At 71.5% G+C, this 23,236-nt stretch carries 17 protein-coding genes; 8 read left to right on the top strand and 9 right to left on the bottom strand.

Features of this window, described 5'->3' with window-relative positions; translation table 11 throughout:
* Window positions 1–98 precede the first annotated feature (98 nt).
* The 4 genes from ACIA5F_RS29735 (at window position 99) to ACIA5F_RS29720 (ending at window position 4,787) form a co-directional block, all read left to right on the top strand.
* A complete protein-coding gene (locus ACIA5F_RS29735; protein WP_399358333.1) occupies window positions 99–1,217 on the top strand; it encodes a class II histone deacetylase in 1,119 nt (372 codons plus the stop codon).
* Window positions 1,214–2,122 (top strand): thioesterase II family protein, encoded by a 909-nt coding sequence (locus tag ACIA5F_RS29730; RefSeq protein ID WP_399358331.1) that lies wholly within the window; start codon window positions 1,214–1,216, stop codon window positions 2,120–2,122. The genes ACIA5F_RS29735 and ACIA5F_RS29730 overlap by 4 nt, the downstream gene beginning before the upstream one ends.
* Window positions 2,119–3,702 (top strand): MFS transporter, encoded by a 1,584-nt coding sequence (locus ACIA5F_RS29725; protein ID WP_399358329.1) that lies wholly within the window; start codon window positions 2,119–2,121, stop codon window positions 3,700–3,702. Before ACIA5F_RS29730 ends, ACIA5F_RS29725 begins: the two co-directional genes overlap by 4 nt.
* Before the next feature lie 584 nt (window positions 3,703–4,286).
* Window positions 4,287–4,787, top strand: a complete 501-nt coding sequence (locus ACIA5F_RS29720; RefSeq protein ID WP_399358327.1) for a CAP domain-containing protein — start codon at window positions 4,287–4,289, stop codon at window positions 4,785–4,787.
* 490 nt (window positions 4,788–5,277) lie between these two features.
* On the opposite strand, the gene ACIA5F_RS29715 is transcribed toward ACIA5F_RS29720, so the two are convergent.
* From ACIA5F_RS29715 to ACIA5F_RS29695, 5 genes are all read right to left on the bottom strand, one after another.
* Window positions 5,278–6,837: an FAD-dependent oxidoreductase gene (locus ACIA5F_RS29715; RefSeq protein ID WP_399358325.1), complete on the bottom strand. Its 1,560-nt coding sequence runs from the start codon at window positions 6,835–6,837 to the stop codon at window positions 5,278–5,280.
* A gap of 634 nt (window positions 6,838–7,471) precedes the next feature.
* Window positions 7,472–8,293, bottom strand: a complete 822-nt coding sequence (locus tag ACIA5F_RS29710; RefSeq protein WP_399358323.1) for an alpha/beta fold hydrolase — start codon at window positions 8,291–8,293, stop codon at window positions 7,472–7,474.
* A gap of 32 nt (window positions 8,294–8,325) precedes the next feature.
* Entirely contained in the window at window positions 8,326–9,117 is a 792-nt protein-coding gene (locus tag ACIA5F_RS29705; protein ID WP_399358321.1) for a TetR/AcrR family transcriptional regulator, read from the bottom strand.
* Between the two features lie 967 nt (window positions 9,118–10,084).
* Window positions 10,085–10,501 (bottom strand): hypothetical protein, encoded by a 417-nt coding sequence (locus tag ACIA5F_RS29700; RefSeq protein ID WP_399358319.1) that lies wholly within the window; start codon window positions 10,499–10,501, stop codon window positions 10,085–10,087.
* 131 nt (window positions 10,502–10,632) lie between these two features.
* On the bottom strand, window positions 10,633–11,274 hold the full coding sequence (locus tag ACIA5F_RS29695; RefSeq protein WP_399358317.1) for an NADPH-dependent F420 reductase: 642 nt from the start codon (window positions 11,272–11,274) through the stop codon (window positions 10,633–10,635).
* 142 nt (window positions 11,275–11,416) lie between these two features.
* Between ACIA5F_RS29695 and ACIA5F_RS29690 the strand changes: the two genes are divergently transcribed.
* On the top strand, window positions 11,417–11,908 hold the full coding sequence (locus ACIA5F_RS29690) for a TetR/AcrR family transcriptional regulator (RefSeq protein WP_399358315.1): 492 nt from the start codon (window positions 11,417–11,419) through the stop codon (window positions 11,906–11,908).
* 231 nt (window positions 11,909–12,139) lie between these two features.
* Here ACIA5F_RS29690 and ACIA5F_RS29685 read toward each other — a convergent pair whose 3' ends face one another.
* Both ACIA5F_RS29685 and ACIA5F_RS29680 read right to left on the bottom strand, forming a co-directional pair.
* The gene (locus ACIA5F_RS29685; RefSeq protein WP_399358313.1) at window positions 12,140–12,511 is read right to left on the bottom strand and encodes a hypothetical protein; all 372 of its coding nucleotides are present in this window, start codon (window positions 12,509–12,511) and stop codon (window positions 12,140–12,142) included.
* A gap of 359 nt (window positions 12,512–12,870) precedes the next feature.
* Complete coding sequence (locus tag ACIA5F_RS29680) at window positions 12,871–14,076, bottom strand: Dyp-type peroxidase (protein ID WP_399358311.1); 1,206 nt, start codon at window positions 14,074–14,076, stop codon at window positions 12,871–12,873.
* Window positions 14,077–14,106: 30 nt separating this feature from the next.
* Here ACIA5F_RS29680 and ACIA5F_RS29675 point away from each other — a divergent pair, with 30 nt between their 5' ends.
* Window positions 14,107–15,480, top strand: coding sequence for a right-handed parallel beta-helix repeat-containing protein (locus tag ACIA5F_RS29675; RefSeq protein ID WP_399358309.1), 1,374 nt, complete (start codon window positions 14,107–14,109; stop codon window positions 15,478–15,480).
* Window positions 15,481–15,625: 145 nt separating this feature from the next.
* On the opposite strand, the gene ACIA5F_RS29670 is transcribed toward ACIA5F_RS29675, so the two are convergent.
* Window positions 15,626–16,489 carry a hypothetical protein gene (locus ACIA5F_RS29670; RefSeq protein ID WP_399358307.1) on the bottom strand — a complete coding sequence of 288 codons (864 nt, stop codon included), beginning with the start codon at window positions 16,487–16,489 and terminating at the stop codon, window positions 15,626–15,628.
* A 126-nt stretch (window positions 16,490–16,615) separates the two neighbouring features.
* Window positions 16,616–19,216 carry an SdrD B-like domain-containing protein gene (locus ACIA5F_RS29665; protein ID WP_399358305.1) on the bottom strand — a complete coding sequence of 867 codons (2,601 nt, stop codon included), beginning with the start codon at window positions 19,214–19,216 and terminating at the stop codon, window positions 16,616–16,618.
* Window positions 19,217–19,881: 665 nt separating this feature from the next.
* On the opposite strand from ACIA5F_RS29665, the gene ACIA5F_RS29660 reads away from it, so the two are divergent.
* Window positions 19,882–21,279: an MFS transporter gene (locus ACIA5F_RS29660; protein ID WP_399358304.1), complete on the top strand. Its 1,398-nt coding sequence runs from the start codon at window positions 19,882–19,884 to the stop codon at window positions 21,277–21,279.
* 579 nt (window positions 21,280–21,858) lie between these two features.
* Complete coding sequence (locus ACIA5F_RS29655) at window positions 21,859–22,881, top strand: hypothetical protein (RefSeq protein WP_399358302.1); 1,023 nt, start codon at window positions 21,859–21,861, stop codon at window positions 22,879–22,881.
* The last annotated feature ends 355 nt before the right edge of the window (window positions 22,882–23,236 follow it).

Raw genomic sequence — 23,236 nt, 5'->3', positions numbered from 1 at the left:
GCGGAGCAGCCCCGAGGCCGCTTCGCCGACCGGGCGGTCCGCGCCGCGTCGGTACGCCGACGACCGATGAGTGACGAGCGACAAGGAAGCCGACGAGCATGCCGAACCCCGCGTGGTACAGCCACGAGATCTGCTTCTGGCACGACCCGGGGCCCGGGTCCGGGTACGTACCGGTGGGGCCGGGCATCGAACCGCTCCGCCAGTTCGCCGTCGACCCCGACCTCCGCAGGTCCGAGGGGCTGGTCAAGGCGTCCGGGGTGATGGACCACTTCACCCAGGTCTCCCCGGTACCGGCCTCCGACGAGGACCTGCTGCTCGTCCACACCCCCGAGCACATCGACCGGGTCGAGGCCACCTCGGCGCTCGGCGCGGGCGACGCCGGGGTCTACGCCCACGTCAACTACCACAGCGCCCACGCGGCGCGCCTGGCCGTGGGCGCGTGCGTACAGGCGACCACCGCCGTGCTGGAGGGCCGGTTCGACCGCGCGTACTGCCTGGTCCGCCCGCCCGGCCACCACGCGGAACCGGACCGGGCGATGGCCCTGTGCCTGTACAACAACGTCGCCGTCGCGGCGCGGGCCGCCCAGCGCCGCGGCGCGCGGAGGGTGCTGATCCTGGACTGGGACGTCCACCACGGCAACGGGATTCAGCGGACCTTCTACGAGGACCCCGACGTGCTGTACCTGTCGATCCACCAGGAGGGCCTCTTCCCCCCGGCGTCCGGACTGGTGACGGAGACGGGCGCGGGCCCCGGAGCGGGCACCACGGTCAACGTGCCGCTGCCCGCCGGGTCCGGACACGAGGCCTACCTCGCCGCGATCACCCGTGTCGTGCGGCCCGCGGCGAGGGCCTTCGCCCCGGACCTGATCCTGGTCGCGGCGGGAGTCGACGCGAGCGGCCACGACCCGATGGGCCGGATGATGTGCACCAGCCGGACGTTCCACACCATGACGTCGATGATGTGCGACCTGGCGGACGAACTGACCGCAGGCCGGATCGTCTTCGCGCACGAGGGGGGTTACTCCGCCTGGTACCAGCCCATGCTGGTGCTCGGCACGGCGACCGCGATCGCCGGTCTCCCCGAACCGCAGGACCCTTTCCTCCACTCGCTCGAACACCTTCCCGGGCAGCGGCTGCGGCCCCACCAGAACCAGGTGCTCGAACGCCTCGAATCCCGCCACCCGTTGCTGGCCGAGCTGACGGAGCGCGCCCCGTGAGCGACTGGCTGATGAAGGTGAGCACCGGGGCCCGCCGGGCGGGCGGCGGAATGTCTCACGGTGCGGCCGGCGGCGGGGCCCCGCTGCGCCCGGGCGCCGCCGGAACCCGCCCCCGGCACCGCCTGATCGCGCTGCCGCACGCCGGAGGCTGGCCCTCCGCGTTCCGTTCCTGGCGCCATGTGCTGCCCGACGACGTCGAGTTCCTGGTCGGGCAACTGCCGGGGCGAGGGCCGCGCATGAACGAACCACCGCTGCGCCGGGTGGAAGAGCTGGTGGAAGGACTCGGTGGGGCGCTGTCCGACCTTGATCCATTGCCGTATACGATTATCGGACACAGCTTCGGCAGTGTGCTGGGGTACGAACTCACCAAGGCCATGGAGCACAAGGGCCTGCCGCCCCAACTGCTGGCCGTGTCGGCCCGTCAGCCCCCGTGTTTCCCCAGCGAGGCACCGTACGCCCACCAGCGGACGGACGCCGAACTGCTCGCCCACCTGGTCGACATGGGAGGCATGTCGCCGGAGCTGATGAGCCGAACGGAACTCGTCCGGCCCGCCCTCCGGGCGATCCGGGCGGACCTGGAAGCCATGGAGACGTACCGGCGCCCGCTGTCGGGCACCTCCGTGCCGATCCTGTCGCTCGGAGCGGTGGACGACCCGGTCGTCATCTCCGAACGGCTCCACCTGTGGTCGCTGGAGACCACGGGCACCTTCACCCGCCTGATGTTCACCGGCGGGCACTTCTACCTGTACGACCCGGACACCGCCGCGTCCATCGCCCAGCACCTGGCCATCGACAGCGGCATGCCGTCCACAGGAAACAACACCACAGCCCCACCCCGCCGCCGGGCCGCACTCGCGTACGTGCCGGGCGGCGGTCCCATGAACCTCCGAGAGGAATCGTCTTGACCACGAGCACCGAACCCCGCCACCGGGCCGGACCGCGCGAATGGCTCGGCCTGGCCGTGCTCGCACTCCCCACCCTGCTGCTGTCCATCGACGTCAGCGTCCTGCACCTGGCAGTTCCCCACGTCAGCGCGAGCGTGAACCCCAGCGCCTCGCAGATGCTGTGGATCATCGACATCTACGGCTTCGTCATCGCCGGGTTCCTGGTCACCATGGGCACCCTCGGTGACCGGATAGGCCGTCGCAAACTGCTCCTGATCGGCGCCGCGGCGTTCGGCATCGCCTCGGTGGCCGCCGCCTACGCCACCGACCCGGTCGTACTGATCGCCGCCCGCGCCGCCCTCGGCGTCGCCGGCGCGACGCTCATGCCGTCCACCCTCGCCCTGATCGTCAACATGTTCCGTGACGAGCAGCAGCGCGGTGTGGCCATCGCGATCTGGGTCACGATGTTCTCGCTCGGCATCGCGATCGGCCCGGTCGTCGGTGGCGCCATGCTGGAGCTGTTCTGGTGGGGATCGGTCTTCCTGCTCGGCGTGCCGATCATGCTCCTCCTCCTGGTGGTCGGCCCGATCCTGCTGCCCGAGTACCGTGACCCCGACGCCGGCCGGCTCGACCTCGCCAGCGTGGGGCTCTCCCTGGCCGCCATCCTGCCGATCGTCTACGGCCTGAAGGAACTGGCCAACAACGGCATCGGCGCGGTGGCCGTCCTCACCATCGTGATCGGCCTCGCCCTCGGCGTGCTGTTCGTACGCCGCCAGCGCACCCTGACCAGCCCCCTGCTGGACCTGGGCCTCTTCTCCAACCGCACGTTCGCCACCGCTCTGGTCGCGCTGCTCGTCAGCATGTTCATCGCGGGCGGCACCTACCTCTTCGTCACGCAGTACCTGCAACTCGTCTCGGGCCTGTCGCCGATGAAGGCCGGTCTGTGGCTGCTCCCCGCGGCCTTCGCGCTGATCATCACGGCGGTCGTCGCCCCGATGGCGACGCGCTGGCTGCGACCGGCGTACGTCGTGGCCATCGGCCTGGCCGTCTCCGCCGTCGGCCACCTCATGCTGAGCCTGACCGACAGCCACGCGGACCAGAACCAGGTGGTGATCGGGTTCATGCTCGTCTACGCGGGCGGTGGCCCCCTCATCGCGCTGGGCACCGACCTGGTCGTCGGCTCCGCCCCGGCCGAGCAGGCCGGCTCCGCGTCCGCCCTCTCGGAGACCAGCACCGAACTCGGCATGGCGCTCGGCGTCGCCGTCCTCGGCAGCATCGGCACCGCCGTCTACCGCAGCCAGCTCTCCGTCCCCGGGGACATCCCGGCCGCGGCGGCGGAAGGCTCGAAGGACGCCCTCTCCGGAGCGGTGGCCGAGGCACAGGGACTCACCGCCGACCTCGCCACCTCCCTGCTCACCCCGGCCCGTGACGCCTTCACCAGCGGAATGAACTTCGTCGGTGCGCTCGGTGTCGTCCTCGCCCTCGCGACGGCCGTCGTCGTCGCCCTGGTGATCAAGACCCCGGCCTCCGGCACCGACGAACAGCCGCAGACCGAGACCGAACCCCCCGCCACCCCCCAGGACGCGGCCCTCTCCAAGTAACCACCCCCACCCCCGGGCCGGAGTCCCCCGACTCCGGCCCGGAGGCATTTCCCCACCATCGACATCGGACACCTTCCCGCCCAACGGCGAACGTCCGGTCGGCGTCGCCCGGCTCCGGTCCGAGGGCACGTCCGGGCACACGCCGGGCCGGTAGATCCGGGGCGCGCGGTACGGGGACACCGGGGTGACGTGAACTGTCTTCTTCGGCGTGCACCGTGGTGGCATGGACAAGAACACGGACACGCGGCACGGACACGGACACGCGGCACACCGGCGAGGAAGCCCCGCTCCGCGACCTTGTCTTCCGCGCTGACCGACATGGTTGTGACATGGGGCCGGGGACATGCCGGGGCGCGACGGGCCGGGACGAGATCGCCTCCAGTGTCAACTCACCTTCGCGGCAGCTATGCCGGGTCGGAGCTGGTCGGTCTCCCCGGTCCGGCGGTCGGAGGCCCGGTTCACCTGCGGGTTCGGTGCCGGAAGATGCGGTTGGGGAGGGGGCGGCGGAGAATCGGAGGGGACGGGGGGTCAAGCGGCGCCGCAGCCGTGTCCGCCGCACCTGTCGAAAGAAGGAAGGTCACCCCATGTCCCTCGCATCAGCCCGAATACGGCGCAGGTGCACCTTCGCGTGCGCGTCCTCACTGCTGGTACTCGCGGGAACCGTCGGCGGCGCTACGGCGGCGACCGCGGCGCCGCGGGCAGAGGTGACCGCGCGCGCCGTGCTCCCCGCGCAGGTCGACCCCGGCCAGATAGTCAATCTGGTGAACCAGGCGCGCACACAGGCTGGTTGTCAGCCCCTCGCGGTCAACCCGGCCCTCACCAGGGCAGCCCAGGAGTACGCGAACGACACGACCACCAACCACGTGGGATCGGACGGCTCCACCGTGGCCGACCGGCTGAAGAAGGCCGGGGCCACCTTCAGCGCCTCCGCGGAGAACATCGCCTGGGGCTCGGGGGACGCGCAGACGCACGTGGACGGCTGGCTCAAGAGTTCCGGCCACGCGGGCAACATCAAGAACTGCAACTTCTCGAAGACGGGCGTCGCAGTGGCAGGGAACAGGATCGTCCAGGTCTTCACCAACTGACCGGCGCTACGGCCTGCCGCACACGGAGATGCCCGATGTCAGGAATCTGCTGAGGTCGGGTATCTCTTGCGGCGCTCGTGGAACTGTGCTCGGCGGCCACCCGCCAGGCGGTCACCGTGGTCCCGCTGGTCACGCCGCGCCTTCCAACCCCTGATGGCGCGCGACCAGGGGAGCCCCTTGAAGGCAAGCGGTCGCGGTCGGCCCGGGCCGCTCGTCGCGGTCCGTGGCCGTCCACAGCGCCCGGCCCCCTCTGACTGTGTGACGGCACACATCCCGCGTGGGGGCCGTGACACCGCGACGGCGACGGGCTGGGCGAGTCCCGTCTCCCGCAGCGCGTCGTGCTGCCTGTGTTGCTGTTCGGCTCCCAGGGGGCCGAACAGGGTTGTTCTGGCGAACGGTCTGCGCGTTGGGACCGGCCGGGTGCGGGTGGGGTGGGTGGTGATGGTCTGCCAGGGAAGGGTGCGGGTCGGTTTGGGGCCCGGGGTGCGGGTCATGCGAAGGCATTCGTATCGGTGTGGCCTTTCGGGGGTGTCATCGTCCGCGCGGCGGCGTGTGTGGTGTTGAGCCAGTCGTCGGTCGCGATGTGCCCGATGTAGCCGTCGGGGCGGATGAGCAGCAGGGTGTCGCCGGTCGGACCGTAGGCGCGGCGGAAGGTCTGTATGCCCGCGTCGGTGGCGTCGACGGTGATGCGTTTCAGCCGCGCGCCGGACGGGGCCCAGTCGAGGCGGTCGAGGGCCTGGGCGGCCCGGGTCCCGTAGGCGACGGCGGTGAAATGGGGCCCGCGGCAGAGGTCGAACAGCCGTGCCGGGACACGGCCGGCGGCGTCCGCGCCGGGGTGCGGCAGTTCGGCGTCGGGAGCCCGGTCCCCGACCCGCAGCGTCTTCGTACGGTCGCCGTGACCGGGTGCGAGCGGGCCGCCGTGGTAGCTCAGGCCGAGCTGGCTTTCGTCCCCGCCACGCCGAATGGCCGAAGTGCTGTAGGCGGAGAGCGCCTCGTACTTCGCCGTGGACAGGCCGAGGACGGAGGCGGCGATGGGAAGCCGTTCGGCTTCATAGCTGTCCAGGAGCCGGTCATCGGCTCCGGCCAGCACTTGGCCGAGCTTCCAGCCGAGGTTGTACGCGTCCTGGACACCGGTGTTCAGGCCCTGAGCACCGGCGGGCGTGTGCACATGGGCGGCGTCACCGACGATCATGACCCGTCCGGAGCGGTAGCGCTCCGCCAGGCGGATGTTGGGCCGGAACACCGACTTCCACCGGATGCCGCTCAGCTTCAGCCGCCGGTCGCGGGTGTGGGACCGTATCCGCTCGTTGAGCTGCTGTTCGTCGAGGGACGCTTCCTCACCGGGTGCCAGCCGCACCATCCACTGGAACAGGTCACTGTCCGGCAGCGGGCAGGCGCCGACGAACCGGCCGCCCGGGCCGGGCCATACGTGCCATCGGTCGCGGGAGAGCCCGGTGGTCCGGGCGTCGACGATGATCATGCGGTCCTGCTCGTCGGTCGATCCGACGAAGCCGATGCCGAGCTGCTTGCGTACGGCGCTGGAGCCGCCGTCGGCCCCGACGAGGTAGCGCGCGGTGATCCTCTCCGCCTCCTTGCCGCCGTCATCGGTCACCGTGGCGGTGACCGAGTCCGGGCCCTGGGTGAAGCCGACGAGTTGCCTGCCGAACTCGACGGTCCGGCCGAGGCGGCCGAGCCGGGCGTGCAGCGCGCGGTCCGTGCGGTACTGCGGGATCAGCCACGTGTTCGGATACGGGACGTCCGGGGTCGCCCGGCGCACGCGGTACATCCGCCATGGCGCCGTCAGCGGCCCGAGGTGGATGCCGAGAGGCGGGTAGACGCCGCCCCCGGCGAGGACGTCGTCCAGTGCGCCGAGGTCGTGGAGCAGCTCCAGCGTGCGGGGCTGGACACCCTTGGCGCGTGAGCCGTCGAAGGCGTGCGGCGCCTTGTCGATGATCCGGACGTCGAGGCCCCGGCGGGCGAGGTCGACGGCCAGCGCTGTACCGGCCGGTCCGGCGCCGACGACGAGGACGTCGAGGTTCGGGCCGTTCATGAGCAGATCCCGTACGCGCAGGAGGCGGAGGCCACGGACGCCGTCGGCCCGTCACCGACCCTACGGGGGCGTTCGAAGGGGGCCGGACGACCGCGGTCGTCCATGACGTGGCCCTGGCCCTGCTCCGGCCGCAGCGCCTCGTGAACCGTGCCGGGGCGGCAAAGAGGTGCGACGTGGCCGTCCGCGCCCCACGGCAGCATGGCCGGCACCGGCACCGGTAGCCGCCCGGTCCGCGTGTACAGCCCGGCGCGGCCGGACCGTGGGAAGTACTGCAGGGTCGTGAACCGTGTGGACAAGGAGCCCTCGCATGTGTAGGTCTCGCGGACCATCGCGGCCGTCTCGGCGGACCGTCGTGGATCGCGGACGTTGTGGGACGGATGGTGTTCTGGAATCCGGTGCCCGGAGCGCCGGATGACGAAGCGGACCGCCCGGGCACTGCGTAACCGCCGCCCAGGGGCCGCCGTCGGGACCAGGGCCGTGCTCGGGTTCCCGTACGCCATCGCGACGAGGGCTCCCCTCCAGGTGCCGACGACGTGCCGGGGGCCGCTGCCCGGGCGGGCCGGGCCGGGTCGCGTTCTTCGGTGAGGCCGGTGATCCGGCGTACGGACAGCGGCTCGTCGCGCCACGGAGGACCTCATCGCGGGTGCCCCAGGAATTCCTCGACGGCTGCGGCCACCCAGTCGGGGTCCTCCTCCGGGAGCAGGTGTCCGCCGTCGGCGTGGATCAGTTCCCTGCTCCCCGGGATGTCGCGTGCGAAACGCTGTCCGTCCACGCTGCCGCTGCGAAGTACCGCCGTGGGCACGGATATGCGCGGGATCTCCGGGCTGCGGTCGGCCTGAACGGTGTTGGCGAAGTCGATGAGCGCGGACCGGTTCCCCGGGAGGCTCGTCAGCGCGTGCACCCGGTCCACCATCGCGTCGTCCACGACGACGGCGCGCGGTCCGACGAGGGAGCGCAGGTTGCGTTCGGTCACGCCGCGCGGGAGCCACCTGCGCAGCAGCGGGCGCAGCAGTGGACTGCGGGCCAGGCGCAGGCCCTGGGGCAGTGACTTCTCCGGGTAACCCGTGGCGTTGACCAGGATCAGGGCGTCCACTCGCGCGGGATGGTCCAGCGCGAGATTCCACGCGATGTTGCCGCCCAGGGAACTGCCGACGACGGCGTAGCCGGGGACGCCCAGCGCCTCCATGAACCGGTCGACGGTCGACGCGTACGCGGGAACGCGGTAGTCACGGTCCGGACGCGGGCCCGTCAGCCCGAACCCGGGCAGATCGGGGCGGATGACGTCGAACGATGCCGCCAGCCGGGCCGCCACGCGGTCGAAGCCGTGCAGCGACGAACCGCTTCCGTGCAGCAGCAGGACCGCCCGCCGGCCCTGTCCGGCGCGCTTGTAGTGCACTCGCAGGCCGTCCACCGGTGCGAACCGTGAATCGGTGTCGGGCGCGGACCAGTTCCTCATAACGGCAACACTGTATCCGTTATTGTGTGGTGTCAAGCGCTGGGCGGCCCTCCAGGCCCTCCAGGCCCTCCAGGCCCTCCATGCCCCGCATTCCTGCCGTGCCGGCCGCGCGCGCCGTCGATGCCGTCGAGAATGAACTGGAGGCCCTCGGCGAATTCGTCTTCGGACGACATCGTGGTCAGCGCGTCCGCCGCGGCGACCGTGAACGGATACGCCCCGGGATCGAGGGTCCGGAAGTAGGCACCGAGGGCTGCCGCCTCCTCGGGTCCGGGAGTGTCCGGGGCCTGCTGCTGGACGGCGAATCCGATGACGTAGTGCGCGATCGTCGTGTAGGCGCGGGCGGCGAGGTGCGGGGAGAAGCCGAACCCCACCAGCGCGGCGACGATCCGCTCACGGACCGCCAGGCCGCCGGGCCCGATGGGTACCTGGGAAACCAGCAGCGGCACCACGTGGGGATGCCGGGCGAGGACGTCCCGGAAGCGCAGGGACATGTCGCGCGCCGCATCCTGCCAGGTGGAAGGCCGGTGCTCGGCGGTCGTGGCCGCGATGCCGGCGAACAGGCGGTCCACGACGAAGACCATGATCTCTTCCCTGCTCGCGAAGTGGCGGTAGAGCGTCGCGGTGCCCGTGCCGAGCCGGTCGGCGAGCAGGCGCATGCTGAAAGCGCCGGTTCCGACCTCGTCCACGAGTGCGGACGCGGCATCGACGATCCGCTCGAACGAGCGCGGCGGCCGGCCTCGCCCGGGCCGGTCGGGGCGGACCGGGCGCGAGGTCCACCATTGCGGTGTCCCCGGGGCGGGTGCGTCGGTATCGGTGCGGGGCACGAGGCTGACCTCCAGGAGGGTGAGGGGGACGGTGCAGCCGAAATTCTTCGAGTGCTTCGAGCTGACTCTCGCAGGGCTTCACCGTGACCGTCGACACCCCTCGCAACTCACACCCACTCCACGCCGGTTTCCCGCCGACGCCCGGTCAGCCGGTCAGCCCGTCCAGCCTCCCCTGACGACCTGCTCGAACGTGAGCCCTGGAAACGGTCGCCCTGCCCTCCCGCACGCCTCGACCCGTGGGACCCGCGAGGACGTGCTCGTCGTCCTGATCGGCGGTGAGGTCCACGTGATCGGTGACGGGGTCCTCCGCCTCAAGGGCCTTGGGGCAAGGCCCGTTCGGTTTCACCCGCCGCGACTGCTCCGACCCTGGCCCGCGTGATGCGAACGAGCGATCATTTCCGCCAGCGGCGTCGTTGAACGGGCATGGGGCTGAACTTCCGGGCCGCGCCGGAGCGGAAGCACGAGCGGAACTCGTGGTCGGGAGCGCTGGGACGGCCGGCCTGAGGACCGTCCACCCGAGCGACGGCCCACGACGATCCGGGTCCCGCCTGACAGCGCTCGGTGGCCGCACACCAACGGCCGGCGGGATGTGTCCGGGAGGCTTCGTTGCTCTCCTCCGTGCAGGGCCTGCGGGTTCGTGGGGCGGGTGCCACGGGGGTTGGGGTGGTGGGTTCTGTGGCGGTGACGGTGATCGTGGCCATGCCGAGGTCCATGAATCCGGGGTGAGCGATGGCACGTGAGTTGCCGTCCCGGCGCCCTACTGGCCTGGATGCTCCCGTTTCATCGAAGAACGATGGTGACTGCCGCCCCCTCCCGCTGCGGATCTGGCTCAGTACGGCCGGGTGCGACACCCGTACGGTTACCGTGTCGCACCCGGCCGCCATCGCTGGATGTTCCGCCCAGGTCTGAGGCCGGCAGGCCCGGGTGGAGGGCCCGTTCGTTCGTGTGGGCCGGGAGGTCAGTGTGTTCAGACGGGGACGACGCTGGTGATGGTCAGGGCGACACCGTCCTTGTAGGTGATGGTGACCCAGGGGTCGTACGAGAGCTTCTTCAGCGTCTCCTCGAACTGGTCAGGCGTGCAGGAGTAGGGGAGCGGCTTGTTCTTGAAGCAGAGGTCGCCCATCCGGTCCTTGATCCTGGTGTCCGTGGCCAGCCACAGGGCCTGGCCTGTCCCGTTGAGCGGGGTCACGATGATTTTGCCGGGAGCGAGGTGGTCGACCTGTCCGACGATCTTCCCGGTCTTCGTCTTCTGCTGGGCGGGCGTGGTGTGGGCCGGCTTGGACCCGGTGTCGGCGTGGGCCGTCGCGACGGCTCCCACCATCCCGAGGCTCATGGTCAGGCCGGCGGACGCCACGGCGGCGATGACGACGTTACGCATACGCATACGCATTGCGGGAGTTCCCCTCGTTTCGATGAGCCGCCGTTCCCCCGGTTCCCCCGGTCGGCGACACACCAGAACCTACGGGGCCACCTTCACCACTCTGCTGCATCCGTGTAACAGAAACCCCACGTTTCTCATGCCTTCTGCGGTACGCGGGCGGGTGGCGGTTCCGGTGTTTCAGAGGGCGGAAGCGGACAGGAGTTCCCGGATGCGGTGGGCGGGTGCGGGGATGGTGTGGGGGCCTGGAAGATCCACTGCTGGATCTCCTGCTCGCCGAGTCCCTCGGGGAGGCGGGGCACGTAGGGCAGGGCCTGGAGGGCGAAGCCCGGCTGGCTGGGCCGGCTGTCGGCGAGGGGCAGGGCGCTGCGGTCGGGGGTGTTTGCCGGGCGGGCGAGGGCGAGCAGATGGCGGAAGAAGACGTTGTTGAGGGCCTTGACCACTCGCGAGGCGCGGAGGTGCTGCTGCACGTACGTGCTGGAGGTGAGATCTCCGGTGTCGAGTGCGGCGATGTGGCCGTCGCGCTGGGCGAAGTAGTTGGTCGCGTCGATCACCGTGCGGCCTGCCAGGGCGTCGACGGGGAGCTTGCCGATGGCGCCCAGGGGGACGGCCGCGACCACGAGGTCGGCGGCCTGCGCCGTCTCGGTGACGGATGCCGCCCGGACGCGTGTTCCCAGGTCGGCGACCAGGTCGGAGAGGGTCTGAGGGTCGCGTGAATTGCTCAGGACCACGTCGAGTCCGGCGTCGACGGCGAGGCGGGCAACCGTGCCGCCGATCATTCCGCTGCCGAGATGCCCAGCGTTTTGGTCATGGTCGTGTCTCCGATCCGCAGGGGGTGGGTGGGGCCGCCGCTGCCGGGCCTGGCAGCGGCGGAGGCACGAGGGTCCACGGAATGAAGGGCAGGGCATCGCACGCGCAGCCGTGCGCGCGGAACTGGCGCAAGTGGCCTTCGACCTCTTCCGCCGCGAAGGGTTCGGCAAAGTCACCTTCGACGACCTCGCCTCCGCCGCCGGGGTCTCCCGCAGCACGTTCCTGTGCTACTTCCGCACGAAGGAGGACGCGGTCCTCGGCGCTTTCGACGCGCAGGGGGAGAAACTCGCCGCAGCACTGCGGGACCGCCCCGTGGCCGAGGACGACTGGACGGCCCTGCGGCGCGCCATGGACTGTGTACTCGACCCCTACCGCAAGGACCCCGAGCACTCCCTCGCGCTGACGACGCTGGTCCGGCAGACCTCGTCGCTGTGCGCGCGGCGCCTGGAGAAGCAGGACGGCCGGCGGACAGCCCTGGCCCGTTCCCTCGCTGAGCGGCACCGCTCCACGACGGCACTGCCCCTGTGCACACCAGTGCATGAGGTGTGCGAGCAGCCACTCGCGAAGCGTCACAGATCAAGAAGAGTGTGGGACGACTTCTGATGACATCCGCGCCTACAGCACCCGCGAGGAACAGCGGCACACCGCGCGCCAGGCCGCCCGCGAGCGTGACCGGGACCGTGGACGGGACAGCCGTTCTGGGAGCCGGCCTCGCCTCGGGAGCGTGGGTTCCGGCACCGGCCGAGATGGATACCGCTCCACTTCCCGCAGGAATAGGGGCCGGTGCTGTCCTGGATGCCGCCTCGGCGCCGAAGGTGTACTCCCACTCCCAGCTCAACCGAGTACGGCCCGCTGCGCTTCGTCGAGTACGGCGCTGATCTCGGCGAGGGCCTTGTGCACGGCCTCTTCGTCGTCGTGCTCGTGCTGGTCGTACAGGGCCAGGGCGTCCTGTGCGTGCTGGTAGCGCGTGCGCAGGTCCCCCCGCCGGGCGATCTCGATGTTCTGGGCCCAGAGCAGCAGCCACGCCTGGACCGGGGCGAGCGACTTGTGGCCGAGGGCCTGGGAGAGGGCTTCGTCCATCGTGTGCTGCATCTCCTCCAGCCGGGACGGGTCCACCTCGGCCAGAGCCGCACGCAGGGCGCCCGGGGTGCGTTCCGGCCGGGGGATCAGTTCGTCCGCGGTGTCGTGCTGGGGTGCCGGTGCCACGGGTGCTCCTTCCGTCAGGAGCCGAAACTACCGGCCTGCCCGTGCTCTTTTCCTCCTTGTGGCCCTTCCAGGGGCCGAGCCCACACGATCCGGCCCCAGCCCGCCGAGTTCCCGGCCCGCGCCGTCCCCGAACGGCGTGGGCCCGCCGTGTTCACACGAGCGTCCGCTCACCAGCCCGGTGATGCCACACGCTCCCCGCCGGAGCAGTCGACGCCCGGCATCGACGCCCGGCATCGACTCCCAGAGGAACTCCCACGGCTGCCGGTGGCACGGCAGATCGTTCACGGGACAGACCCTCGGCAGTGGTTCGCCGGTGAGTCTCATGGGTCGGTCGGTCAAAGGCAGTGGTGCGGAGGGTTTCAGGTCCAGAGAGGTTCGCCGAAGGTTGTGGCGCTCGTGACACCGGGCAGGACGTAGGCCACGGCCGAGGCCCGGTGTTCGAGGAAGGGGTTCAGGGCGTCGCGGGCGGCCAGGCGGTCCTGGACGCGGGTGAACTGGTCCGGATCGCGCATGAAGGCGCAGAAGAGGAGTCCGCGGTCGGCCGGACCGTCGTCGTAGCTGTAGCTCCGGCGGAGCATGCGGGCGCCGCCGTCGAAGCGTGGGCTGGCGAGGCGCACATGGGCGGTGGCGGGGATGACGTAGGAACCGTTCGGGTTCTTGGCGTAGATGTCCGGCTCTTCGTGCTCCTCCGTGCCGCTGAGCGGGGCTCCGTCACGCATGCGGCGCCCCACCGCCCGGTCGCGGTCCTCCTCGGGAAGAGCCGCGAAGCCAGCGACGTCCATGTGAATCCTGCGGTAGACCAGCACGGTGCCGTTCCGGTGGTCCCCGGGCGGCCCCCAGACCCACCGCTCGGCCGCCGTCCGGTCGGGGTGGGCGGTGCCGTCCTTGGAGCCGAACAGGTTTCGGGGGGTGGTGCCCGGAGCCGTGTGGGGCAGGAAGCCGGACTGGGTCCAGCGCGTCGCGGCACCGGCGGCGTGCGCGGCGGCGCCGACGAGCTCGGCGACGACGGTGAGGGTCCAGCGGTCGCCCGCGCACAGCTGGACCAGGAGATCGCCGTCGCTGCGGCGCGGGTCGAGGCGGTCGCCGGGGAAGGGCGGCAGTTCGGCGAGGGAAGCGGGGACACCGAGACGGAGGCGGGCGGCGAGCGCGGGGCCGACGCCGACCAGCGAGGTGAGCCGGGTCGTGCCACCGCCCTGGAGCCGGGGGTCCGGCGGGGCGTCGGACGCGGCGGCGGCGAGCGGGCCGGTCAGCGCGCCGAGGACGTCACGCAGGGTCTTCCGGTCGGCGCCGGCGGAGGTCTGCGGGAGGTCGAAGGAGAGTAACTGCGTGGCCGGTTGCTGAGGTGTCGTGACACCCGCCTGCCGGGCACCGTGGAAGGGTATCGGGGCCGCCGGGACCCCGTCGGAGGCCCGGCCGTCCGCGCGGTCGCCTCGTACGGGTTCGCCGGCCGCCGCGCCGATCCCGGCCGCGAGGACCGCTCCGCCGGCCAGCAGTGCCCGGCGACGCCCCACCCGGGCTGCCGAGGGCCGGTCCGGACCCTGCTCTTTTCCCTGTTCGGTGGGCATGCGCCTATTGGAGACGATAGAACAACGTCCATGCAAATCCTCTCGTTACAAGGCCTGTTGGCGCATCCGGGCGGTCCGTCGACGGGCTCGCGGGCGCCGTGGCGGCTGTCGGTGCCGGTCGTCGTGGTCGCGGTCGCGCTGGCGGCCACCGGTTGCTCGGGTCCGGAGACGACGGCCCCCGAAGCGCGGCATCCTGCGGGGAGCGTGCTGCGGGTTCCGCAGGACTATCGCACCGTGCAGGAGGCGGTGGACGCCGCTCGCGAGAGCGAGACGGTGCTGATCGGCCCGGGCGTGTACCGGGAGAGCGTGCGCGTCACCAAGCCCCGCGTGGTGCTGCGCGGAACGGACCGCAACGAGGTGGTCCTCGACGGTGGCGTGCGGCTGGCCAACGGCATCACCGTGACCGGTGCGGGCTCGGTGGTCGAGAACCTCACCGTGCGCGGCTACCTCGCCAACGGCGTGCTGTTCACCGGAGTCACCGACGAACGGCTGCAACAGCGCGGCGCCGGGGGCTCCGCCTACGACCCGCTGGACACCGAGCGCTTCCCGGCCCTCCGGGGCTTCCGCGCGACCCGGGTGACGGCGTACAACAACGGCCTGTACGGCATCTACGCCTTCGACGCGCGCGAGGGCGTGATCGAGGACTCGTACGCCTCCGGGCACGCCGACTCCGGCATCTACGTCGGCCAGTGCAAGCCCTGCGACACCGTCGTCCGGGGCAACACCGTGGAGGGCAACGCCGTCGGCGTCGAACTGACCAACGCGTCGGACCAGTTGTTCGTGCTGGGCAACCGGGTCGCCCGTAACCGGGTCGGCATCACGGTCAACTCCGATGACCTGGAGGCCCTCGCCCCGCAGCACGGCGCGGTGATCGCGGGCAACGCGGTCGTCGACAACAACGCGACCGACACGCCCGAGCAGGCGGACGGGGGCTTCGGCATCGGCATCGGCATCGGCGGCGGCACCGGGAACGGCGTCCAGCGCAATCTGGTCCGGGGCAACCGGGCGGCCGGAGTGGTGGTGACCGATCCGCCGGGGCATCCGGCGAGCGGCAACCGCGTCGAGGACAACCACGTCACCGGCAACGGCACCGACCTCGTCCTGGCCTCGGCCGACCCCGGCAACTGCTTCGCGGGCAACCGGCCCGCCACTCAGAGCCCGGACGGCCTGGAGGGTCTCGCGGGCTGCGGCACCCGCCGCGGCGAGGCACCGCCCGTCGGCCGGACGACTCCGGTGCAGGCGCCGCCCGGCATCCCGTTCAGCGAGGTACCGGCCCCGCCCGCCCAGCCGTCCATGCCGGACCCGGCGGCCCCGGGCCGTCCCGCGACCGGTCTGCCCGGGACCGTCACCCCGGCCGCCTACCCGCTCCCGGAGAACGTGGACGCCGTGCCGCGTACTCACTGAGCACGACCCCGGCGGTCCGCGACGGCCCCTTCCCCGCCCGCCCCGCGGCCCCGAGCCCGGTCCGGCGGGTCCGGCAGGTCCGGCGGCACCCCGTTCCGGGGCGGAGGACACACCGGGGCCATGGGTATGAGCCGGGTGAGCCGGGTCAGCGGGTGACCCACGGCGCCTCGGGGAGCTTCGCGCGGCCGTCGCGTCCGAAGAACTCCAGGGTGGCCGGGACACCCAGACCCGGCATCCGCATCGTCACCCGTCGCAGGCCGCCGTCGCCGTCGACCCAGTACGTCAACGGCGACCGTCCGCCGTCGGGCCCCGTGCCCGGCGCGGCACCCCGGGCACGCGGCCCGGCGAACCGGTCGTAGTCACGGCCGTCGACGCGTTCGCGCGCCAGCCAGCGCGCCCCGGACCGCGCGAGCAGCAACGGGTTGTCGGGGCGGTCCGCGCCCAGCCCGATCAGCAACTGGAGCCCGGCGTCCAGGGGGTCGGTCGTATAGGAGCGTGCGGACCAGCCGGAGCGCGGGATGCGTTCGGCCTGCTGCCAGAACGGGCTGTCGTCGTCCTTGGGGGCGGGGGCCAGGCCGAGGCCGCCGGTGTCCCAGACGATCAGCCCCTGATCGAGCTGCCCCGAGGCGGGCCCCGGGGCTCCCGAGGACTGCGAGGCCCCTGAGGCGCCGGTGACCTGGTACGTCCCCACGGCCTTGTGGTTCCGGTAGTCCACGACCCCTTGGACCCGCACCACCACGTCGCCGCCCTCGGCGGCGGTGAGCGTCACCGCCACGGGACTGGCCCGGTAGAGACTCAGCCGGGACAGCGCCAGCCTGGACGCCTCCTCCGTCGTCACCGGCCGGTCGGTGACGGTGTCGGCGGAGAAGGCCCGCCAGGCCGCCAGGCCGCCCACCACGACACCGCACACCGTGATCGCGGTCAGCGTTCTGTACCAGAGGGCCCGACGCCTGTACCAGAGGGCCCGACGCGGCGCACGGCCACCGGTCTTCCTCTTCTTCGTCATCATGCGCTCGCCTTCTCTCGTCGGTCGCACGGGAGGGCGGGTTCACGGACCTCTCCGGTCCGTGAACCCGCCCGAGCCGGACCGGAGAGTCACCGGCGCCGGTCGCCCCGCCCCGCTCCGGGGCCGGGGTTACTGTTCCCTTCGCTTGCGGCGCGTCGTCACGAACAGCGCCGAGCCGAGGACGACGAGCACGCCGCAGCCTGCCGCCAGCGGACCCACCAAGCCGCTACCGGTGGCCGCCAGGCCGCCCGAACCGGGCTTGTGACCCGGCGCCCCAGGCGCTCCGGGGGCTCCAGGTGCCCCCGGGGCTCCCGGTGCCGGCGTGGTCGGCTTCGATGTCGGCGTCGGCGTCGGCTCGGGACCGGGGAGCCGTTTGTTGACCGCCGTCACCGAGACCCCGTCGTCGAGGTTGCCGGAGGTGAGCACCAGCGGTCCGAACACCGGGTCCTCCGGAGCGGAGTAGCCGTCCGGCGGGCTGACCTCCTGCCAGTAGTAGGTGCCCGGCGTGCCGGTTGCGCCGCAGCCGCCGTCGGTCCCGGTCACGCAGGGCCCGCCGACCCGGGTGTCCGGCTTCGCGCCGGAGGTCTGCAACCCCTCGGCGCTGTTCGTCTCCTTCCACAGCTGGAACGTGGCCCGGGCCAGGGGCCTGCCGTCCTGGTCGTGTTTGACCAGGCGCAGCGCGCCTTCCTGCTGCCGGAAACCGAAGTCGTACGTGTGGTCGTTCTCTCCCGGCCCGCCGGTGGTCAGCGCCCGTTCGGGGAACTTCCCCCCTGGCGGGACGACGCCCTTGGAGTCGATGAAGCGGTTGTCGCCGACATCGGCCTCCGTGGGCACCCACTGATGGAGCGGTCCGTCCTTGGCGTAGTCGGCCGGGTTGTCGAGCCGGATGGTGTACCGGGTCTTCGGCTGGAGGCCGCCGGTGACATTGGAGTCGTCGAAGTAGTACTCGCCGCGCGCCGTCGTCACCGTCGTCCCCACGAGCTTGCCCGCCGCGTCGTACAGGTTGACGGTCGCGCCCGCGACCGGGCGCTGGCCGGGCTTCTGGATGCCCGTGCGCTCGGGGTCGTACCAGACCCGGTTGCCGATCTGGAGCGGAGCCCGGTCGCAGAGCACCTCCAGGTCGCCCATCGAGGCGCCCTTGCCGAACGGGGCCGCGGTCCCGGCCGGGTTGAGACGCAGACCGGACTTCGGGTCCTGACTGCCGTCCCGCTTGTTGAAGGTGGTGCCGTACCCGAAGGCGGTGCTGTTGGGGTCGAAGCCCGAAGTCGCGATGGTGTCCTCGACCCTGGAGAACGCCATCCCCGCGAAGGACGCGTTGTGATGGGAACCCATCCGGCTGGTGTCGAAGAAGCGGGTGCCCCGGGGGGAGAGCCCGCAGCCGTTGTTGGTGTCCATCACGTAGGCGCCGTTCACCAGGCACGCCTTGTTCAGGTCGCCGCCGGACAGGACGGTGCCGACCGAGCCGGGCGTGGGCCCCGCCGGCGCGCGGTCGCCGAAGCGGTCACGGAAGGCCAGCAGCATGGAGCCGTCGGACTCGAAGTCGATCTCGCCCAGCTCCGGTTCGGGCTGGGCGATGTAGGTCGAGCACGCCTGGCCGTTCTGGGAGGTCGGGAAGGTGTTGGTCCAGGGGAACCAGCCCGCCCCGTCGCACGGCGGCGCGCCGATCGTGGACTCGCGCGGGTAGTCCAGTGGCTGGTCGAGGACCGGCTCGCGGAACGCTCCGGTGGCGAGGTCGAAGGGAAGGACCACGGCGCGCAGGTCCGAGGACTTCCCGGTGGACTCGCCGGAGCACACCCCGCCGACATAGCCGACGCCGTCGTGCAGGCCGAGGCCGAACGGACGCCAGTCCGCCGCCGCGGAACAGCCCGGATCGGGGATGGCCGTGACGGCCTCGGGCGCCGTCGCGGTCGCCACCGTGGCGTCGTACCGGTAGAGCTTGCGGTTGTTGAGGTTGACGACGAACAGGTCCTGTCCGTCTTCGGTGATCTTGATGCCGCCCAGGCTCTCCTTTCCGGGCGCGGCGAGGAAACCGTCGTCGGTGCCCGGGCCGTGCACGGTCGTCCCCGCGTCCGGGACGACCGTGAACAAGGTGGTCCTCTTCCGCGCCAGGTCGGTCACGTAGATTCCCCCGGCGCCGCCCGGACCGTAGTCCGTGGTGCGCTTGGCCACCGCCGAGGAGAACACCCGCTTGTCGGCCTTGTTCCAGGCGATGCCGTAGAGCGTGCCGGTCTCGGCGTTGGTGGCGACGTTCGTGACGTTGACGTCGACGCCGTCCTGGCCGCGCGCGGAGTACGGGAAGGAGACCAGCGTGCGCTGTGTCCCGCCCTCGCGCGTGGCCGGCTGGCAGGTCGTCACCAAAGGCGCGTTCTTCTGGCAGTAGTCGCCGGGACTCCACAGCCCGGTGGTGTACGCCACGCTCTTGTCGCCGGAGAGGTCGACGAACTCCTCGTTGCTGCTCAGCTGGTCGGGCGCGCCCTCCAGTCCCCGCCGGGAAGCGAAGGCCGGGAACAGCACACCCGGTTTCGGGTTCACCACCTGGACGCGGTACTTGCCGTTGGTGGCCCTGCCCTCCGCAGGAGTCAGCGTCACGGTGCCGTCGGCCGCCGTGACCCCCTCGACGCCCGCTCCGGCGTCGTCGGTGAGGACCACCCTGACACCGGCGATGCCCGGCTCCAGCGCGGGTGTCCACACACCGCTGTTGTCCACGGCCCGGATCACCCGGACCGTCACCGATCCTTCTTCTGCCTGCGAGTAGGCCGCAGGCGCCATGGCTAACGAGCCACTACCGATTCCCAAGGCGAGCACGCCCAGGCAGCCGACGGTACGGCGGCCGAGCCCGCCCCACCGCGGCCTGCGCGGATCGGGCGCGCCCCTCTTGGCGGCGTCATTCGTGAATGTCATCCCCTGCTCTCAGCACTGGAAGGGGCTTTCGCCCGGCTCATGAGGGAGTACACAGAGATGCGGAGAACCGTCTCGCCGCGAATCTTAGAGGGGCTTTACACAAGATCGTGGCGGAATGGCGAATTCATCCTCCGCAGATGCCTCACGTAACGGTCTTCGCCCGTGTCGCGGGCGGGAAAGCGTTTTCACGAGCCGTTCCGCTCCGCGCAGTCGACGTCCCGCCGCCCGCCGGAGGAACCCTGACACCCGCCCGGGCTGTCCAAGCTCCAGCGGGGTGCGCCACCGGCCGCCTGAGCGCCCCGGGGGGGGAAGAGCTGTCCCGGCCGAAGTCGCCGCGGCGCTCAGGCAGGCCCGCCACAGTCGCGCGCACGAGCTGCGGCCGTTACGCGTCAGCTCCTCGGCACGGCCTTCGACGACCTGGCGGCCGACGCGCGTCCGGCACACCTGCCGAACCGCGCGGCACCGGCGAGGAGGCACCGCCGCACCTCACGGCCGTGCTGCCCTTCTCACCCACCGCCCGTCCGGACCCCGGCAGCGGCACCACCAGGGCGAGGGCTCCGGCCGGGACGACTTCGCTGGTCATCAACAACCTGGTCGCGGCGGCAGGTTACGTGATGTGCGTCTTCGCCACCGACTGGTTCGGCGTGTTCGGCGCGATGTTCATCGTCATGATCGCCGACCGGATGTACTGGGCGGCCTGGCCGAACTTCGTCAAACGGCTGACCGGAACCGCCGAGATGGACTCGTGGTTCGCGCTGACCGAAGCGATCAAGAACGGCTGCTTCGGCGTCGGCGCGCTGATCGGAGCCGCTGCCCTGGCCATCGACCCGAAGGCCGGGGCCACCACCCTGATCATCCTCAACGCGGCCAGCTCGGTGGTGGCCGCCTGGCTGTTCATGACGATCAAGGGCACCGAGGAGCCGGTCCCGGCGGAGGTCCGGGCCGGGACCCGACTCCCGGGCCCGGAATCACCCACGGTCCGCCCGGCTCGCGGACCCACCGCGCGGACGTGGCTGCACGTGCTGAGGCAGTCGTGGATGGTGCCCCTGGTCCTGGCCCAGTCGGCCCTCAGCTTCGCCTGGCTCCTTCCCGTATCGATCCTGCCCGTGTACGCGGTCGAAGTGCTGCACCTCGGAGCGTGGCTGCCCTCGACCCTGTCCGCGCTGAACTGCGCCGGAGTCTTCTTCCTCCAGCCCCTGGTCACCGCCCGGCTGCGCCCGGTGCGGCGGACCCGGGCGGTGATGACCAGCGGCCTCCTCGCGGCCCTCGCGGTCGTCGTCCTGGCCGTGGCACCGAAGGCATCCGACGGAGCCGCCTTACACTGCTCCGCTACGCCTTCAGCGCCTGCTTCGACGGGGTGCTGGACGGTGGTCGCCGTGGCCACCAACCGGGTCTGCCCTGCTCTGGACGTGGCCCGCAAGGCCGGCATCGGACACGTCGCCGCCTACCCCGTCCAGGAGTACGCTTCACGCCCGGAACGGGACGCCCGGATGGCGGCCGACCTCAAGCGCGCCGGGGCCGACTTCGTACTCGTCGGCGGTTACTCGGAAGGACTGGAAGAGGACTTCCTGCGGCACTTCCCCGACCGGGCCATCAGTGTGTACCCGACCATCCTGCCCGCCTTCGGTGACCTCGACGAGGCCATCGGCCCGGCCCTGGACTACAGCGTGAAGACACTCGGGCTCACGGTCCGCTTCCGGGACCCGCTCTCGCTCAGCGAGGGGCCGATCATCGCCCAGATCCCGATCCCGGTGGACGTGGACGACACCGCGGAGAGCGTGACCCCGAAGATCGCTGCCGTGGAGCGGGACCAACTTCCGCGCATCATGCAGGCATTCGCCGAGGACCGCATCACGCGAGAGGGCCGCCTGGTGCACGTACGGACGAGCTGACCGCCACGACGGGGCCGCCACCGGTGGCCCCGTCCCGCGGGGAGCGGTCCCCGCCCGCGCGGGGTCGTCCCGGAAACCGAGGTGAGTGAAACCGCAGGCCAGAGTCGTCCCCGCGCTCGCTGGGAGCGGGCAGGCGATGGTGATGCGGGCCTGGCCCGGGACGTGGTCCAGCAGGGCCGCGAGCCGGGCGAGAGCGGCGAGGGCCGCAGGTAGGGGCCGATCGCGTTCTCGATGCCGAGCAGCGCTACTGCGGCGGCAGACGGTCACCGGCCACTGCCTTCGAGCGGGGCGCGGACGGGCGAGCTGGGCAACGCGTACGTCGGACGGGGGTTCCATCGGGTTTCCCGTCGGCCTCGAACGCGCTGGGCGGACCGGCGTACGGGGGGCATGCGAGGACGGTGTTATGGTCACCCGGTTCTGGGTTTGAGAGGTGGTCCGTTGATGGGACGGCGTGGTCGGGCGGCTGAGTCCCCTGATGGTTCGGGTATATCGGCTGTGGCCGGGGCGAGTTCGGCCGAAGCCGTGAGGCCCGGTTCGGCACATGCGGCGGATTGGCTGTTCCTGGGCCGCGACGGCCGTTTGACGGCCTATGCCTCCACGGCCGCCGGGATCGTCCGCTGGACGGAGGACGCGCCGGGTTCCGCGCACTGGGCCGGACCCGAGCTGTTTCCCGTGGAGGGCCTGGCGGGCCCGGTCTCGTTCAGTCAGGGCGTCGACCGGTTCGTCTACTTCACGGCCCTGCGGCGCCGGCGGGGCGGGGCGGCCGGAATGGCCGGCCTCGAAGTCGTCGTCTCGACCCAGTTCCAGAGCGGGCGCCCCCTCATCGACTGGCAGTGCCTGGGCAATCCCTTCTCCGGCGGCGACGAGGCGCTCGATCGCCTCGGCAACCCCTCGGTGGCCGCCGATGCGCAGGGCGGGCTGTACGTGTTCCTCCAGTTCTTCGGGACGGGCGTGCGCAGCCGCCGACGCGACCTGAAGGGCCAGTGGGGCGCCTGGGAGCACATGGGCGGCCAGTGGGTCCGCACCCCCGTGGCGCCGGTGGGCACGCCCGCGGGCTCCGTCCACGCGCTCGCGGGGTACAAGGGCGGAGCCCTGCACTGGGTCCGGGGGGCCGGGGAGCCCGGGTTCCGGGTATTCGACCGGCCGGCCGGGGACGCCCTCCCGCTGACGTACACCGGCCGCGAGACGGGGCCGGGCCGGGTCACGTACTTCTGGCGGGATCCGAGCGGCACCGTCGTCGCCCACCGCCCGCCGGGACCCGGAGCAGGCGTCCCCGCCGTCCGCGCGCTGCTGGGCGGGGAAGCCGGCGAGGGCCCGGTGAGCACCGTCCGGGCGGCCATCAACGGGTACGACTGCACGGTCATGGTGCAGCGCGGTGCCGGGGGCGTGCCCGAGGTGGCCGCCTACCCCACCGAGCAGGAGGGGTACGGGGCTTGGTGGGCGCCGCTCGGCGAGCCCGGCGAGGGCCTGCCCGCGGTCCAGGTCGACGCCGACGGCAGGGTCGTGGTCGCGATGGTCGGGCACGACGGCTGCCTGCGGGTCACCCGGCAGAACACGGCCGAGCCCGGACTCGCCTTCTCGGCATGGCGCAAAATCACCTAATACGGCCTTTTTGGCATCCCTCACCGCCCGGGTTCCGGGGGGTGGCATTTCTATTGGACGCTTCAATTCCCGCTCTATACCTTCGCTTTAACCGATTCATCTGCTCTGGCGAGGTAGTCGATGGCTTTATCCAAGTCGAACCTGATCTAGTATGTTCAAGCCCCGTGAAGGACGGCTAAATGATCAGTTCTGTTGATCGTCACGACGGATGATGTTCGCGGGGCCGCGACAGGGACGCCGCTGAAGGGCGCGGCAGCTTCGTCGGTGCCCGGTCCAGGCCGCGGGCCGCTGTCGCATGGTTTCATCGGAGGAGCATGTGTTGTCGGCAAGGCCCCGCCTGAGTATCGTCGTCCCG

This window comes from Streptomyces sp. NPDC051567 (genome assembly GCF_044454165.1).
Lineage (GTDB): Bacteria > Actinomycetota > Actinomycetes > Streptomycetales > Streptomycetaceae > Streptomyces.
The sequence above is the reverse complement of the archived record's forward strand: the minus strand, read 5'-3'. Positions and strand labels throughout refer to the sequence as shown.